This window comes from Stenotrophomonas sp. STEN022, from assembly GCF_056760155.1.
This window is the reverse complement of record NZ_JBRREG010000036.1, coordinates 23,563-40,040: the sequence shown is the minus strand read 5'-3', so window position 1 is coordinate 40,040 and position 16,478 is coordinate 23,563. Positions and strand designations below refer to the sequence as shown.

The following is a 16,478-nucleotide window of genomic DNA, read 5'->3' as shown; positions in this document are numbered from 1 at the left end:
CGCCTTCCCCATGGGCTGGTAGACCCCCGGGGCGCCCTAGCTCGCCGGGCATCCGAAACCCCCGCCAGCCCCTACCCTCCTCGGCCCGCGGCTCTACCGAGAGGGCGTCGCCACCCTGTCCTTCGCGATGCATCTGGGAGCCACGTGCTTCAGCCAGCGGCATCCAGGTAATACCAGCGGCCATCGATGCGCTGGAAGCGGCTGTGCTCGACCATCTTCACCGCGCTGCCACCACCTACGCGATAGCGGGCGGTAAACACGACTTCGGCGGTGTCTTCGCCGGTGACTGCATGGCGCTGCACGCTCAGGCCCAGCCATTGCGTGCGCTGGCCGGGGGCGTCTTCCAGCGGGAGCGTTGCCGGGCGGGTGGCCGGGTGCCAGCTGGCCAACAGGTAGTCGACGTCCTTGAGCACATAGGCGCTGTAGCGCGAACGCATCAGCGACTCAGCATCCGGTGCGGCCTGTCCGGCGTGGTAACGGCCACAGCAGGCCGCATAGGTCTGATCGCGGCCGCAGTGACAGGGAGTAGTGGGAGATGTCTGCATCGCTGCATTTTCATCCACAGACGCTGCAGTTCCAAGCGATGGCCGGACGCTGAGCGTATGGCGTCGCATCCTGCGCCGGTGTCGCCATGCGTGCGTTGATTCCACACGAACCGGCGTGGCCGCCAGCCTTCACTGTACCCATGGTAGCGGCCTACGTCAGTGTCACGGTAATTGGCACGCGGAAACCACTGTGGGTAGCACGCCATTGATCCACAAGCCTTTCCCAGCGTTGGTGTTGATGTTCATCGCGCGCATGGCATGGAACAGCTTGGGCGGGGTGTGACCACGCTATTTCTGGACAGTTGTCTGCACATTGTTTTCTTGCCGATTCACGTCACATATTTGCGCGACTCCCGCCAATCCCCGGATGGGGCAGCCATGAAACGCCGCCATGTGATCGCTGCAATTTTCCTGCTAGCGGGTTTGCTGCTGGGTTGTCTTCCGGTGTTCTACGCATTGCATCAGGCTCGACAACAAGCCATCGGCGACAAATACAGGGAACTGGATGATGTTGCGCAGGGACTTGATCGGCGGGTGCGAAACTCACTCGCCATGCTGACCAGAATGCATGCCGAAATGTCGGCCAGGGGTGAGGCCGCGTGCAGCCCTGCGGGCATCCGGCATCTGCAACGGGTGGGGGCGCGAACCCAGATCTCCATCGCGGCGTTGTATCTGGAGGACCATCGCGTGGTCTGTTCCTCCAGCGATCCGCTGATGCAGCAATTGGTGCTGGGGCCGGGGTCACCGAAGCGCGCCGACGGCATCCGTGTCTATTCCGATGTGCGGCTGCCCGGCGTGCATGACCGCAGCTATGCGGTATTGGAGAAGGAAGGCTATGCGTTGCTGGTATACCCGGAGGGCGTGATCGCGCCGTTCGTCCGTGCCGACCTGTCATTGGGCCTGTTCACGCCCCGCAACGGCTTGTACAGCGTTCGCGACGGTGGCGTGCTCGATCACTGGGCATCATCCGGTACTACTGCGGGCGCTTCGAGCCATTTTCTGGATACCGATGCAGGTTACCTGGTGGTGCGACACATCATGCAGGGCGGAGACGACGGGGTGATCGTCGCCACGCCAATTGCCACCATCGATGCCCGCATGGCCCGGTTCGGGCGTTGGTTCATCCCTGCCGGTATCGTGATCGGCTTGAGCGTGCTGGCAAGTGTGCTGCTGCTCAGCCGGCACCAGCTCTCACCGCGCAACCAATTGCTGCGTGCGCTCGGAAAGGGCCACTTCTTCCTGCTGTATCAACCACTGATCGATCTGCATGATGGCCGCTGCATTGGCGCCGAGGCGCTGCTGCGTTGGCAGTACGAAGAAGCCACGGTGCTGCCGCCTGACCGCTTCATTCCCATCGCTGAAGAATCCGGGCTCATCCAGCAGATCACACGACAAGTGCTGCAACTGGTTGAAAAGGACATGGGCAACTTCCTGCGGCGTGTGCCGGCCTTCCGCCTTGCGGTGAACCTGGCGGCCAGCGATCTGCAATCGGAGCAGACACCCAGGCTGCTGGGCGAGATGCTGCAGAACATCGGCCCGGGCTGTGGCCAGTTCGTGGTGGAGGCAACGGAGCGCGCGCTGCTGGAAGAGACCAGTGCATTGAGCGTGCTCGACGCGATCCGCGCACTGGGCATCGAACTGGCCATCGACGATTTCGGCACCGGCTATTCCAGCCTGGCCTACCTGGCCACCTATCCGTTCGACATCCTCAAGGTGGACAAAAGCTTCACCTCCACCGCCTGCACCCAGGCGGTGACCAGCCAGGTAGCCGAGCACATTCTCGACCTTGCCCATACCCTGGGCATGCAGACCTTGGCCGAAGGTATTGAAACCACGCAGCAGGCCGACTTCTTCCGCTGTCGAGGGGTGTTGTATGGCCAGGGCTATCTGTTCGGCCGGCCGATGAGCGCCGAGGAGCTCTTCCAGTTTGTGGCTGCCGACACCCGTGCGTATCAACCTGCGCTGCACGGGCAGCGGCCGTGCGTTGGGCGCACGCAATCGGCATTGGACTAGCGTGTCGCCGGATAGGGATGGCAACTGATCAACCTGTGCTCGACCTGCTTGAGCACGTAGGCGCTGTAGCGGGAACGCATCAGCGACCCGGCATCCGCTGCGACCTGGCCGGCGTGGTAGCGGCCACAGGGGAAGGTGCGCGATGCCCGCGCCCTTCCGTCGCCGCGCCGCACCGTTCCAAGCGATACGCCGCTGCACTGAGCGTATGCTGTCGCGCCCTGCGCCGGAGTTGCCATGCTGGAATTGATTCCCCCCGAACTGCCCTGGCTGCTGGTCATCGCCTTCATCGCGGGGCTGGTGGATGCGGCGGTCGGCGGTGGTGGTCTGATCCAGCTGCCGGGTTTGTTCACTGCCCTGCCGCAGCAGACACCAGCGGCCCTGCTCGGCACCAACAAGTTCAGTTCGGTGTTCGGTACCGGCGCCTCGGCGCTGCGCTATGCGCGCGCGGTGCGCTTCCCATGGCGGCCGGTGTTGTTGGCAGCGGCAGCCGCGTTTGCGTTCTCTTTCCTCGGTGCCACCGCGGTGACGCTGCTGTCCAAGGAGGCGGTACGGCCATTGGTGCTGACCCTGCTGATCGTGATGCTGGGCTATACCCTGGCCAAGAAGGACTTCGGTGCGCTGCACCGGCCACGCGAGGTTGGCCGCCGTGAGTTGCTGATCGCGCTGGCGATGGGCGGGGTGATCGGTTTCTACGATGGCTTCTTCGGGCCGGGCACCGGCAGCTTCCTGATCTTCCTGTTCGTGCGCTTCTTCGGACTGGACTTCCTGCGCGCCTCGGCGGCCTCCAAAGTGGTCAATCTGGCGACCAATGTGGCGGCATTGTCCTTCTTCGTGCCCAGCGGCAATGTGCTGCTGGCCCTGGCGGTACCGATGGCGGCGGCCAACGTGCTGGGCGCGGTGACCGGCACCCGGCTTGCCCTGCGCGGCGGAACCCCATTGATTCGCAAGCTTTTTTTGGTGCTGGTGGTGGTGCTGATCGCACGCATGGCCTGGGATACCTTCCGCCCGGCGTGAAACCCACCTGCACATAGCTAAATCTTCATCACTGGAAATTCTTGACGCACATCACATAGTGGCGCAGCTAGAAGCCAACCCAAGGATGGCGCCACCCATGAAGAATCGCTACCGAATCGCCGCACTGCTGCTGCTCGCCGCCGCGATACTCGCCTGTGTGCCGGTGCTGTACTCGCTGCACCAGGCGCGCAAACAGGCCATTCGCGAGAAATACGTGTTGCTCGATGACGTATCGACCAGCATCAGCCGCGAGGTGGCCGGCACCATCGATGTGATCGAGCGCTTGCGTGCGGAAATGCGCAGCAGCGGCGATGCCCCCTGCAGCCCGGCCGGGCTGCTGCGCATGCAGCGCTTCGGCATCAGCTCGCACATCGTCAAAAGTACGCTGTACCTGCAGGACGGCAAGGTCGCCTGCTCCTCCGGCGGCGCGCTGATGCAGCAGATCGTGCTGCCGCCAGGTCCGTTGCGTGCACCGGATGGCGTGCAGGTCTACACCCACGTACAGGTGCCTGGTCTGCCGGGGCGTGAGTTCGTGGTGCTGGACAAGGGCGGCTATGCATTGCTGGTCTACCCCGACGGGCTGATTACCCCGTTCGCCCGCCCTGATCTTTCACTGGCGCTGTTCAACAGCATGGATGGCCGCTATGTGGCGCGTCAGGGCACGCTGCTGCAACGCTGGGCCACCGCCGCCGTCGACAAGGACAACGACGGCCACTTCACCGACGAGGAGGCTGGCTATCTGGTGGTGCGGCGGGTACTGCGTCCTGGCGGTACTGGCGTGATCGTGGCCACACCATTGGCCGCGGTCGATGCGCGCATGGAGCAGTTCGCACACTGGTTCATACCGCTGGGCATCATTGCCGGACTGGCAGTGCTGGGCATGGCGCTGGTGATGATCCGCCGCCAATGGTCGACCCGCGCCGAGTTGCTGCGGGCGATCAACAAGGGGCATTTTTTTCTGATGTACCAACCGGTGTTCAGCCTGCAGGACGATACCTGCATCGGTGCCGAGGCGCTGCTGCGTTGGCAGCATGAGGACGGCACCGTGGTGCCACCGGACCGCTTCATCCCGTTTGCCGAGGATGCCGGGCTGATCCAACTGGTTACCCGGCGCGTGCTGGAATTGGTGGTCAAGGACCTGAGCAGCTTTTTCCGCCAATACCCGCGCTTCCGCTTGGGCGTGAATCTGTCACCGCGTGACCTGCAATCGATGGAGACCCCGCAGCTGCTGGCGGAGATGCAGCGTGCACTCGGCGCTGGCAATGGTCGGTTCGTGGTGGAAGCCACCGAACGCGGCCTGCTCGAGGAAGCCAGCGCGCAGGACGTGGTGGCGGCGATCCACGCGATGGGCATCGAAATCGCCATCGATGACTTCGGCACCGGCTATTCCAGCCTCGCCTACCTGACCACCTATCCGTTCGACATCCTCAAGGTGGACAAGAGTTTCACCTCCACCGCCTGCACCGAAGCGGTGACCAGCCAGGTCGCGACCCACATCATCGAGCTGGCACGCAGCCTGGGCATGCAGACCCTGGTGGAAGGAATCGAGACCCAGGAACAAGCCGATTTCTTCCGCAGCAAGGGCGTGCTCTACGGGCAGGGCTATTTCTTCGGCCGACCGATGCGGGCAGAGGACCTGAGTGTGTTCGTGCCATTGCATACGCATCCTGGGCAACATGCAGCGCTGTAGTCAGCCACGAACAACAAGCCTGCCACCACCCCGGATTGATCCCACGCAATGCGCCTGCAAGGCAAACGCGGGAGCCTATCCACATGCGGAATGACCGCAGCCGTGGAAACGCCCCATGCAACACGATTTTGCCGGCCGCATTGCGCTGGTTACCGGTGCCGCCTCCGGAATTGGCGAGGCGGTGGTACGGCAATTGGCCGCGCGCGGCGCGCAGGTATTGGCCGCCGATATCGATGGCGATGCCGCCACCGCCGTGGCCATGTCGCTGGGCGAACGGGTACAGCCGCTACAAGTGGATGTCAGCGATCCGGATGCGGTGCGGCTGATGGTCGACGTCTGCTGCGAACGCTTCGGCGGCCTGCACCTGGCGGTGAACAATGCCGGTATCGGCGGTGCCAGCCTGCAGACCGCCGACTATCCATTGGAAGAATGGCACCGCGTGCTCGGGGTCAACCTGCATGGCGTGTTCTATTCGATGAAGTACGAAATCCCAGCGATTCTGGCCAGCGGCGGCGGCGCAGTGGTCAACATGGCCTCGATCCTCGGGAGCAATGGCTGGGCCGGCGCGGCGGCCTATGTGGCGGCCAAGCACGCATTGGTCGGCATGACCAAGAGCGCTGCACTGGAATACTCCGCGCGCGGGCTGCGGATCAACGCGGTGGGCCCTGGCTTCATCGATACACCGCTGCTGCAGAGCATGGACGACCGCGCCTACGCCGGGCTGGTGGCGCTGCATCCGGCCGGGCGGCTGGGGACGGCGGAGGAAGTGGCGGCGTTGACCTGCTTCCTGTTGTCGGACAAAGCGTCGTTCATTACCGGGAGCTACCACTTGGTCGACGGTGGCTATTCAGCTCAATGATGTGATGTAACTGCCGTTTCACTGCGCGAATTCAGGTTCGCGTTGACACGCTGCCGCTTGTCTGCTCCTAACGAATTGCTTACAAATCGGCTACGCCCGTCATGGTGGCGGGCACGTAGTCCGGCAATCACCAGGAGCATTCCGATGACGTTGTTACCGCTACGCCCGCGCCGCCTCAGCTGCGCTGTCCGCCTATCGCTGTTGTGCCTGCTGCCCAGCGCGGCCTTCGCGCAACAGGCACCAGACAGCACGCCCAAGACCCTGGACAGCATTCAAGTCACGGGTACCCGCATCAAGAAAGCCGAGCTGGAAACCCAGGTTCCGGTCCAGGTACTTACCCGCGAAGCCATTGAACGTACCGGTTACAGCTCGATCGCCGATGTGGTGCAGCACCTCACCGCCAGCGGCGCATCGCTGAGCACCAAGCTCAACTCCAGCGGCAACTTCGGCTTTCCACCTGATGGCGGCGGCGTCGGCGCCGGCGCAGCAACGGTCGATCTGCGTCACCTCGGGGCCAAGCGCGTCCTGGTGCTGGTGGACGGCATTCGCTGGGTCAATGAATCCTCCGGCTCGGGCGTAGGTTCGTCGGTGGACTTGAACACCATTCCGCTGACGATCGTGGAGCGCATCGAAGTACTGGAAGACGGCGCGTCCTCGCTCTACGGTTCCGATGCAATTGCCGGCGTGGTCAACATCATCACCAAGAAAGGCGCCGAAGGCGGCCATGTCGACGTGCAGTACGGCGACTACAACCTCAAGGGCGGCGGCACCAGCAGCGTCGACCTGAGTTTTGGTGGCAGCAGCGATCGTGCGCAATGGATAGTCGGCGCGTCGTGGTTCAAGCAGAAAGAGATCAGTTCATCCGAATACCTGTGGGCGCGCGAACCGGTCCCCGGCACCGGCCTGGCCAACGGCAGCTCGGCCACACCGCAGGGCCGGCTGGTGTTTGCCGACCCCAGTGGCAATACCTACAACATCACCTCCAATACCGGTGTCACCAAGCCGGTGTTCGATCCCAGCCAAACCGGCTGTACCCGCACCGACGACTACCATTGCTTCGCCAGGGCGGACCGCTTCAACTTCGCGCCCTACAACCTGCTGTTGACCCCGAACGAACGCAAATCGGTATTCGGCCAGGTACGTTTCGAATTCACCCCGAACGTCAGTGGTTGGTTCCGCGGCCTCTACAGCGAGCGCGAATCCGCCAACCAGGCCGCGCCAGAGCCGTTCTTCCTCGGCACCGATGCCGGCGTCTACAACGACTGGGCCGAAACCAAGCTGGTGATCTCGGCCAACAACCCGTACAACCCGTTCGGCTTCGACCTGACCACGATGGGCGCCAATCCCAACCTGTTCCTGTTGGGCCGACGACCTGTCGAAGGTGGTCCGCGCCGCTACGAGCAGGATGTGAAGACCTGGTACGCCGCGGGCGGCCTGGATGGTGTGTTCGAGGTCAACCAACGCACCTGGAACTGGGACGTCAACGTGATGTCCAGCGAAAGCAAGGCGACCCAGACCAATACCGGCAGCTACAACATCAAGCACATCAACCAGGCGCTGGGCGATCCGGCGGCGTGTGCGGCCATCGCCGGTTGCGTGCCACTGAACCTGTTTGGCGGCCCCGGCACCATCACCCCGCAGATGCTGGCGTGGATCTCGCCGATCGTGCGTGACCGCAGCAAGAACACGCTGTCGCTGGGCTCGGCCAACATCACCGGCGAATTGTTCGACATCTGGGCCGGGCCGGTGTCCTTCGCCGCCGGTGCCGAATGGCGACGCTACAAGGGCGAGTACCATCCCGACCCGATCACCATCGCCGGTGAGTACAACGGCGTGCCGTCCGGCGTGACCATCGGCAGTTACTCGGTGAAGGAAGCCTACGTCGAGTTCGATGTGCCGCTGGCGCGCGAAGGTTTCTGGGGCAAGAGCCTGGACCTGAGCATTGCCGGCCGCTACTCGGACTACTCCACCTTCGGCGGCACCAACACCGGCAAGATCGGCCTGCGCTGGCAGCCGGCCGATGAACTGTTGCTGCGCATGTCGTTCGCACAGGGCTTCCGTGCACCGTCGATCGGCGAGTTGTACGGCACGCTGAGCCGGTTCGACGCCACCATCGTCGACCCCTGCAACAACGCCGCATCCACCACCCCCAAGTGCGTTGCCGATGGCGTACCGCCGGGCTATGAACAGGCCAATCCGCAGATCTCGGTGGTGACCTCCGGCAACCGCGACCTGCAGCCGGAAGAGAGCCGCTCGTTCATGGCCGGTGCGGTGTGGAGCCCAAGCTGGGCCGAAGACAGCAGCTGGGCCAGCAAGCTCGACCTGGGTCTGACCTTCTACCGCCACACCATCGACAAGGCGATCCAGGCACCGGATGCGCAGGCCATCATGGACCGCTGCATCGACACCCGCGATGCCGTTGCCTGTGCCAGCTATACCCGCAACGACCGTGGCCAGATCGTGCGCTTCGAGGACATCCTCGCCAACCTCGGCACCATCAACACCAGCGGCTGGGATTTCAACGCGCACTGGCTGTTGCCGGAAACCGGTTGGGGCCAGCTCGGTTTCGACTGGAAGGCAACCTGGGTGACCCGCTATGAGCTGGTCAACGAGTCCGGTCAGCCAGAGCCGAAGGGCCCGGGCATCGAAGTCAGTGACAGCTCGATCCCGGAATGGAGCTCGACCTTGAGCACCAACTGGGACTTCCGCAACTGGAACGTGAACTGGACGATGCGCTACATCGACCGGCTGCGTGAAAGCTGTGCCGGTGCCAATGGCTTTGCAATCTGCACCGACAGCGTTGCCGATCAGCACTGGCTGGGCGCAACCACCTATCACGACGCGCAGATCAGCTGGCGTACCGATGCGTGGATGAAGGGTGTAAAGGTGAGCGTTGGTGTCAACAACGTGTTCGACAAGAACCCACCGATCTGCCTGAGCTGCACGCTCAATGGCTATGACCCGGGAACCTACGACCTGCCCGGCCGCTACACCTACGCCAAGCTCAGCATGGATTTCTGAGTTGGAGAACGACCAAGGGAGCCGTGAGGCTCCCTTGGTTTCATGATTGTTCTTGTGGGAGTGGTGTAAACCGCGAAGCTTGCGCTGCCCGAAGCCGCGCAAGCAATGCAATTGCAGACCAAGTTGCAATTGCGAGGCCATGAGCTTCGCGGTTTACACCGCTCCCACAAAAGCATGGGAAAAGCTGCGAGTTCTCAGCGCAGGAACGCGCCCGCGAGCGCCATCAACAGCAGTACCAGCACCGGCAGCATCGACAGGCCGAAGCCCAGTCCGCGGCTGGACGGGTTGTCGACGTAAGCGCGCCAGTAGATGAAGCGGCCAATCAGATATACCGCGCCGATACCTGCCACCCATTCGGCAGGCCAGAAGCGTGCGGCGATCAGCATGGATGGCAGCAGCGCGACCATCAGCTCCAGGGTGTTCATCTGCACGCGGTAGGCGCGCTCAAAGCCTTCGTGGCCGGTAACGGCGGGTGCTTTGACGCCGTAGCGGCCACGCGCGCGGCCGACCAACACAATGAAGTACAGGTATTGCAGCACCACCAGGGCGGTGACGATTTCCACGTAATGCATGCTGATCTCCGTTGCGCGTGTAGTGGTTTAGGAAGGGTAACAAGCGCAGCGATGGCTTTGCTCTGGCTGTGCTCCCTCCCTTTGGCCGAAGGCCAAGGGGAGGGTTGGGGAGGGGTGCTTTGGCTCTTGCCTCACGCCACAAGCAACGTCAAAAGCGCCCCCCTTCCGCCCTCCGGGCACCTTCCCCCGCAAGCGGGAGAAGGGAAAGCCGGGTCTCCCCCTAGCTATCAGGCCGGAATATTCTTCTTGGTCGAAGCCTTCTTCGCAGCTTTTTTCACCGCTGGCTTGGTTTCCACTTCCGCCACAGCTTCAACAACCGACACTTCAACCTCAGCTTCAACAGCGTCAGTGGAGGCAGCCGATGCTTCAACAGCAACCGGCACATCCACCACGTCCTCCGCACTGGCCTGCGCCATCGCACCGCGCGCACGCGCCGGCAGCTTCAGGCGATTGCCTTCGTCGTCGTACTCGATCAGCAGCACGCCCGAATCGTGACGGCCGCTGATTTCGACGAAGCAGGCGCCGCCGATGAACGGCTCCAGCGTCATCACCGACTTCAGCGGGGTGGCCACCACCATCTGGAAACCGAAGTTCTCGAAGATGTTCATCGCCAAGGCGGTGAATTCGTTATCGGCCTTGTCGAAGGCTTCGTCCAATACCACCGCGGCATAGCGCGGCAGTTCGCCGTCTTCGCCGCCGAGCTGGTAGCGCAACGCGGCGGCAAGACAGGTAGTCGCCAGCTTCTGCCGCTGGCCACCGGACTTGCCGGCGCCGCTGCGGTAGATTTCCACCTGCTCGCGGGTATCCGCATCCAGCTCGACGCCGATGAACTCCACGTGCAGGCGCACGTCCAGCACCTGCTCGCGCCAGCGACGCAGCTCCGGTTCCTGCGCGCCGAGACGGCGCACCAGCTCGCGCAGCACGTTGAACTGCGACTCGGCCAGTGAGCGGTCTTCAGTCTGCTGGTGGGTCAGCACCGCACGCAGTTGCAACTGGAAATCCTGCACCTCCGGCAGACGCCGGTCGTGCACGTCGATGGCCAGCACGGTGCCGCGGTTGAAGGCGACCTGTTCCAGCGAGGCGTTGACCTCGTCCATGCGCTGCTTGATCGCCTTGTGCGCTTCGGCGGTATGCCGCTGCAGGGCCAGCAGGTTGTTCTTGCTCTGGGTCTGCAGCAACTCGAAGAAGCGGCCTTCGTGACGCGGCAGGCCATCACTTTCCAAGCGGGTCAAACGCGCAAGGAAATCGTCGGCGCTGCTCAGCGACACGGTGAAGTCGCCGGAGTCTTCCGGCCACTGCTGGGTGTACTTGCGGAAGCAGTCCAGCAAATGCTGGGTCAGCTTGGCATCACGGCCCTGGCTGCTGCCCAACTCTTCGGCCAGACCACGCTCGATCACGCGGAAGTGGCTTTCCAGGCTTTCCAGGTTCAAGCCCGGCAGGATGTTCAGGCGCTCTTCCAGACCTTCGCGCTGCAGCTCGGTCAGCGGCGCGCTGGCGACGCGCGCCTGGCCGTTGTCACGCAGCTGCTCCAGCCGTGCGCGCTCACGCGAGAACTGACCGCGTTCCAGCCGCACGTCTTCATAGGTACGCTTGCCCTGATCACGCAGGCCGCGGGTCAATTCAATCTGCTGACCGATGCGCGCCAAGGCGGTGTCGCCTTCGCGCAGGTCGACCAACTGCTCGTCGATATCACTCAACCGCTGCAGGCGCGGGCCGACATCGATTTCGTCCCAGTCGCGCTCGATCAGCGAGTGCGCGGCCAGCTGCTTTTCCTGCCCGCTTTCGCGCTGCTTGCGCAGCATTGCCACGTCGGCCTCGCTGCGGGCGATGCGCTGGGCAAGCTCCTGCCCTTCGCGTTCGAACACGCGACGCTTGTCGCGGTTGTCATGGCCAAGCATCCAGCGCTTGCGATCGTTGACCGCATGCCGGTCATCCTTCTCGTAGCGGTCGCCCGGGTGCTTGATCTGGCCTTCGCGGGTGATCGCGCGGTCTTCGTTGCGCAGCTGGCCGGCATTTTCCACGCAGGTGTAATCAAAACGACGCTGCAGCTCGTTGTAGACCCAATCGCCGTAGGGATGATCGCGCAACTGAAGCTTGTGGATCAGCGAACGCTTCTCCGGCTCACGTGCGTGCAGCAGTTCATTGTCACGGATGCGGAAGTAGACCAACTTGGTGCCCAGGTGGGTACGGTTGGCCCACTCGGCGACCTGCTGGTGATTCTTCTCGTCGACTAGCAGCGATTGCGCGAAGCCGTGCAGCACGCGCTCGATCGCACCGCGCCAACCGATCTGGTCCTCGCGCACCTGGATCAACTCGCCAACGAAGGGCAACGCGGACTCGGACAGGCCGGTGTCGTCGCACAGACGTGCGCGCATCTGCTGCAGTGGTGCCGGGATCGAGCTCGGTGCAGCCTTCAGCGACTCCAGTTCCACCCGCAGAGCGGCAAAACGCTTTTCATCATCGCGGCGCTCGGCCATGCGCTCGGCGATAGCGTCGTCCACGGTGCCGGCACCGGACTTGGTGCCATCGATCAAGGCACGCGCCTGCTCCACCTGTTCGGAGAAGCCGCTGGCGGTTTCCGCCAGCACCATGCCGAGCTGACGGCAAGCGCCTTCCAACTGCTTGCGGCGGCGGCTGCGTTCTTCGACTTCGCGCTCGATGCGGATCCGCTCGCGCTCGAGCTCGTCGATGCGCTCACCGCCCTGCTCGCGCTGCTGGCGTTCCAGTTCGACCAGCTTCTGTTCGTGGTTGTCCAGCGACTGCCGCCGCTGCCCTTCCTCGCCCATCAGGCCGCGGTCGAGCATCTCCACTTCCTTCAGGCGCTCGTTGACCAGCTCCAGGCGCTTTTCCTCGCGGAAACCGTCGATGCCGATCTGCAGGTCGCGCAGCGTCGCCACGCCCTTGCGCAGCGTCATCAGGTCCTGGTGGAAATCACGCGCCGGGGTCAGCGTCTCGACCTGGCGGCGCGCGGTGACCACGGCGTGGTGGGCGCCATCAAGTTCGGCGAAGTCATCGACCAGGCGGTCGGCAGCTTCGAAGGTGCGCGGCTCTTCCAGCATGAAGCCACGCAGGAAGCCATTGAGGTCGCCAAGGTTCTTGGCCGACTGGGTCTTGTGCAGCAGACGCAGCGCCATGTCGTTGCCGATGCCGAGCAGGTGTCGGAAGCGCTCGGCATAACCGGTGAAGCTGTCGAAGTGGCCGACGTCTTCGCCCAGGCGACCGCGCAGCTTGCGCAGGTCCAGGTCGAAGCCTTCCATCTCGGTGGCCAGGTCGAAGCGACGCGGGATCACCATGTAATGCTTGCGCACGTCATTGGCCGAGGTGCCGGCACCGGCAATCCAGAACAGCCGCACGATCGACACCGCGTCGCCGCGGGCGTTGTGGTATTCCAGCGCCAATGCGCTCCAGGTAGCGCCCTTGCGCAGGTACTGGGTGGCGATTTCGCCGGACTCGCTGTCCTGCTGGTCGGCCCAGGCGCCACGCACATACGACACCAGCGAGCGGTCGCGGCCCGAACGCTCGGCTTCGCGCGCGGCGGCGTTGAAGTCAACGATGCTCGGCGGCGTCAGCAATGCGCTCATGCCATCGAGCAGGGTGGACTTGCCCGAGCCGGAGCGGCCGACGAACAGGAAGCCACGCTCGGCGATCGGTACTTCGGTCAGACCGGAGAACGTACCCCAGTTGAGCACCTGCAGACGGCGCATGCGGAACTGGCTCGCGCGGGCATCGCTGGCCGGGTCGTTGAACAACGCGGCATTGGGAAGCAGGGTGTGGGACGTGGTTTCCATACGGCTCATCCTTCAGCCGCCACGCAAGGCGCGGCGGTGGTCATTCTGGTCAGCGTGGCGTGGGTGCCAGGCATCATTCGGCGGCAGCGCCGTTGTTGTCTTCATCGTCGGCAACCGCATCAGCGACGGCATCGCCGTCGCGCAACTGGCGGTAAGCCTCGACCAGCACCTGCACGTCCTCGGCCGAGAACAGCAGCTTCAGCGCCGGCGACACTTCGTAGCGGTCCTCGCTGCCGCGCAGCTTGGACAGCAGCTGGTTCTCGCGCATCTTGGCGATGGCAGCAGTGACCCGCTTGCCGTAGCCAGCCTGGTCGGTGGAGACATTCTTCTGGTAGATGCTCATCGCTTCCACCAGCTGGAACTCGGCCACCACCGCGCGTTCGCCGCGGGTATCGGCCTCGGCCAGCTGCTGGCGCAGGAACAGCAGCAGCACCGACTCGATGAAGGTCAGTGGTGCAGCGCGCAGCAGGTTGGGCGAATCGAGTTCGGCGGTATCGAACTGGCGGGTGAAGGCAACGCCGCCATCACGGTCCAGCACCAGCTCCAGGAACAGCTCGCACAGCAGGCTTCGTACTTCGTCTTCATTGCGCAGCAGTGCCGCCCATTGCGCCGGCTGGCGCTGGGCGTCGACGCTGGGGCCGGCCAGCAGCAGGCACAGCGCGCGGCGTGCATCGACCGGCAGGCGGCCGCTGTCGCCGACGAACAGGGCGCCACCGCTCAAGGTGGGTGCCGGCGCGACGGGCGCGCTGGTGACTTCGCTATCGGTTTCGGTCTCAGACCAGTTCATCGCGTCTTTCCTTGAGGAACCAGATCAGCGGCACGCGGGCGCGTCGCACCACGCCGTCACCACCGGTCCATTCCACGGTTTCGAGTTGGTCGGTCATCACCTTGCCATGGCGGGTGCCGATGGAGAGATAGCCGATCACGCTGCCAAGGCCCTGCCGCGCCGGCCGCTCGCGCAATACCTGCGAGATGCTCAGGCGCGGGCGCGAACCCAGCAGCATGAAGAGATTGTCTTTCAGCGTGCGCACGTCGATTTCCGACTGCGCGACCAGATCACCAACGCTGTCGAGGGTGATCTCGGCCGCCTCGGCGTAATAGATGGAGGTGTCGACCTGGTGCGTGCGCGGGTCGTGCAGGCGCCACTGGCCGATCGAGCGCACGCGCGCCGAGGACAGCGGCAGCACGAAGCCGGTGGGCGCGGTCGGCCGCACTTCGTCGCGCAGTTGCAGGGCCTGGCCCTGCGCCTGCTTGAGCAGCTGGTTGAGGCGGCGCTGTTCCAGGTAGCCACGGCTCTGCACGAAGCCACGCAGGCTGCGGGCGAAATGCTGCATCACCTCGTGCACCTGGCCGCCGCGCTCCAGCAGGGTGCTGGTGAAGTTGCGCAGGAAATTGCGCTCGTTGCGGTCCAGCTTGCGGGTGAAGCCACGGTTGAGCACGGTGTCCAGCGCAGCGTCGAGTTCGCCACTGCGGCGCGGATCATTGAGCAGGTCCCAGAACGCCTGGAAGCTGCGCCCGGCATCGGATTCACCAATCACATCGACGCCGTTGAACAGGCGGTCGAGCACATCACCGCGTGCGCCTTCGTCGTCGATGATGCGTTCGCGGAAACGGCGGTTGAGTTGTTCGAAGTCATCGCGCACGCGGCGGAAGTCCTCGGCCAGGTCATCGGCCAGGCGGATCACGTCGCGGGTGCGTTCCAGCGCGCGCTTGCCATCCAGCGCGCTGACCTTGCCGGTGGACACCTGCGCGATCTCGGCATCGATGCGGTCACGCTCGGCCTTCAGCGCGGCCAGGCGTGCTTCCGGATCGGCCTCGGTCTGCTGGGCCAGCTGCGAGATCTGCTGCATCACCATGGCCAAGCGGCTTTCGGTGGCCAGGCTGGCGTTGTGCTCGATGCCGGCGATGAAGCGGATCGCCTGCACGGCGTGCCGTGAAAGTTCGTATTCCTCTTCGCTCGCGCCTTCAGGCAGGCGCCGCACCAGCCAGCCCTGGGCCAGCCAGTAGGCGATGTAAGCCGGCGCGGTACGCGGCAACTCGACCTCGAGCTCCTCGCCATTGAGCGTGTCCAGCTGCTGCTGCAGGCGCTCGGCGAGGATGGAGCCGGGGATACGACGGTCGGCTTCCAGCAGCAGGCCCTGCAACAGGCCCACCAGCACCGGCGCACGGTCGGAGGCCAGCAGTTTCCATAGCGGCTGCTCGCGCAGACGCTGGTAGCCGGCGATACGTTGGCGGTACTTCATCGAGCGCGTGCGATCCCTGGGCTCAGCGTCGGGCGTGGCCGACTTCGATGAAACGCAGGAACTCGGCGCGGGTGCGCGCGTCGTCATGGAAGGTGCCGCGCATGCGCGAGGTGACCATGCTGACACCACGCTTGTGGATGCCGCGGGTGGTCATGCACTCGTGTGCGCCTTCCACCACGATGCCCACGCCCATCGGCTGCAGCACGTCCTGGATGACGTCGGCGATCTGCGCGGTCATCTTCTCCTGCACCTGGAAGCGCCGCGCATAGGCCTCGACCACGCGCGCCAGCTTGGAGATGCCGACCACGCGGCCATTGGGGATGTAGCCGACATGGACGCGGCCGATGATCGGCGCCATGTGGTGCTCGCAGTGGCTTTCGTACTCGATGTCACGCAGCACGATCATTTCGTCGTAACCGGCCACTTCTTCGAAGGTACGGGCCAGGTACTCGCGCGGGTCGTCGTTATAGCCCTTGAACCAGTCGCCATAGGCCTCGGCTACCCGCCGCGGGGTGTCGAGCAGGCCTTCGCGGGAGGGATCTTCACCGGCCCAGCGCAGCAGGGTGCGCACGGCGTCTTCGGCCTGGGCTTGGGTGACGGACGGGTTCTTGGGATCGGCCATTACAGAACTGCGCTTGGATTACGGGGTAGACATGCTACCAGCCGGGGGTGAAGTGGGGATGGAGAGTCCCTTAATCGCGATGTACGCCCTCCCCAGGAAATTCATAAGGCT

Annotated in this window: 10 protein-coding genes and 2 pseudogenes; 5 read left to right on the top strand and 7 right to left on the bottom strand. The window is 64.1% G+C overall.

The window, feature by feature from the left end; genetic code table 11:
• Positions 1-149 precede the first annotated feature (149 nt).
• Positions 150-545, bottom strand: coding sequence for a YchJ family metal-binding protein (locus tag ACVOMF_RS09620; protein ID WP_481509083.1), 396 nt, complete (start codon positions 543-545; stop codon positions 150-152).
• A 378-nt stretch (positions 546-923) separates the two neighbouring features.
• Between ACVOMF_RS09620 and ACVOMF_RS09615 the strand changes: the two genes are divergently transcribed.
• Entirely contained in the window at positions 924-2,558 is a 1,635-nt protein-coding gene (locus ACVOMF_RS09615) for an EAL domain-containing protein (protein WP_481509082.1), read from the top strand.
• A 14-nt stretch (positions 2,559-2,572) separates the two neighbouring features.
• Here the strand turns inward: ACVOMF_RS09615 and ACVOMF_RS09610 are convergent.
• Positions 2,573-2,731: pseudogene (locus ACVOMF_RS09610) on the bottom strand (YchJ family metal-binding protein); the annotation flags it as partial.
• A 61-nt stretch (positions 2,732-2,792) separates the two neighbouring features.
• Between ACVOMF_RS09610 and ACVOMF_RS09605 the strand changes: the two are divergent.
• From ACVOMF_RS09605 to ACVOMF_RS09590, 4 genes are all read left to right on the top strand, one after another.
• Complete coding sequence (locus ACVOMF_RS09605; protein ID WP_481509081.1) at positions 2,793-3,572, top strand: sulfite exporter TauE/SafE family protein; 780 nt, start codon at positions 2,793-2,795, stop codon at positions 3,570-3,572.
• Positions 3,573-3,669: 97 nt separating this feature from the next.
• Positions 3,670-5,262, top strand: a complete 1,593-nt coding sequence (locus ACVOMF_RS09600) for an EAL domain-containing protein (RefSeq protein ID WP_481509080.1) — start codon at positions 3,670-3,672, stop codon at positions 5,260-5,262.
• 115 nt (positions 5,263-5,377) lie between these two features.
• On the top strand, positions 5,378-6,121 hold the full coding sequence (locus ACVOMF_RS09595) for an SDR family NAD(P)-dependent oxidoreductase (RefSeq protein ID WP_481509079.1): 744 nt from the start codon (positions 5,378-5,380) through the stop codon (positions 6,119-6,121).
• 144 nt (positions 6,122-6,265) lie between these two features.
• Entirely contained in the window at positions 6,266-9,142 is a 2,877-nt protein-coding gene (locus tag ACVOMF_RS09590) for a TonB-dependent receptor plug domain-containing protein (protein WP_481509078.1), read from the top strand.
• 194 nt (positions 9,143-9,336) lie between these two features.
• Here ACVOMF_RS09590 and ACVOMF_RS09585 read toward each other — a convergent pair whose 3' ends face one another.
• From ACVOMF_RS09585 to folE, 5 genes and pseudogenes are all read right to left on the bottom strand, one after another.
• Positions 9,337-9,714, bottom strand: coding sequence for an MAPEG family protein (locus tag ACVOMF_RS09585; RefSeq protein ID WP_481509077.1), 378 nt, complete (start codon positions 9,712-9,714; stop codon positions 9,337-9,339).
• A 419-nt stretch (positions 9,715-10,133) separates the two neighbouring features.
• Positions 10,134-13,418 (bottom strand): annotated as a pseudogene (locus ACVOMF_RS09580) (ATP-binding protein); the annotation flags it as partial.
• Between the two features lie 157 nt (positions 13,419-13,575).
• Positions 13,576-14,289: a DUF4194 domain-containing protein gene (locus tag ACVOMF_RS09575; RefSeq protein ID WP_481509076.1), complete on the bottom strand. Its 714-nt coding sequence runs from the start codon at positions 14,287-14,289 to the stop codon at positions 13,576-13,578.
• Positions 14,276-15,745 carry a DUF3375 domain-containing protein gene (locus tag ACVOMF_RS09570; protein ID WP_481509075.1) on the bottom strand — a complete coding sequence of 490 codons (1,470 nt, stop codon included), beginning with the start codon at positions 15,743-15,745 and terminating at the stop codon, positions 14,276-14,278. The genes ACVOMF_RS09575 and ACVOMF_RS09570 overlap by 14 nt, the downstream gene beginning before the upstream one ends.
• Before the next feature lie 22 nt (positions 15,746-15,767).
• The gene (gene folE, locus ACVOMF_RS09565) at positions 15,768-16,367 is read right to left on the bottom strand and encodes a GTP cyclohydrolase I FolE (protein WP_303748099.1); all 600 of its coding nucleotides are present in this window, start codon (positions 16,365-16,367) and stop codon (positions 15,768-15,770) included.
• Positions 16,368-16,478 lie beyond the last annotated feature (111 nt).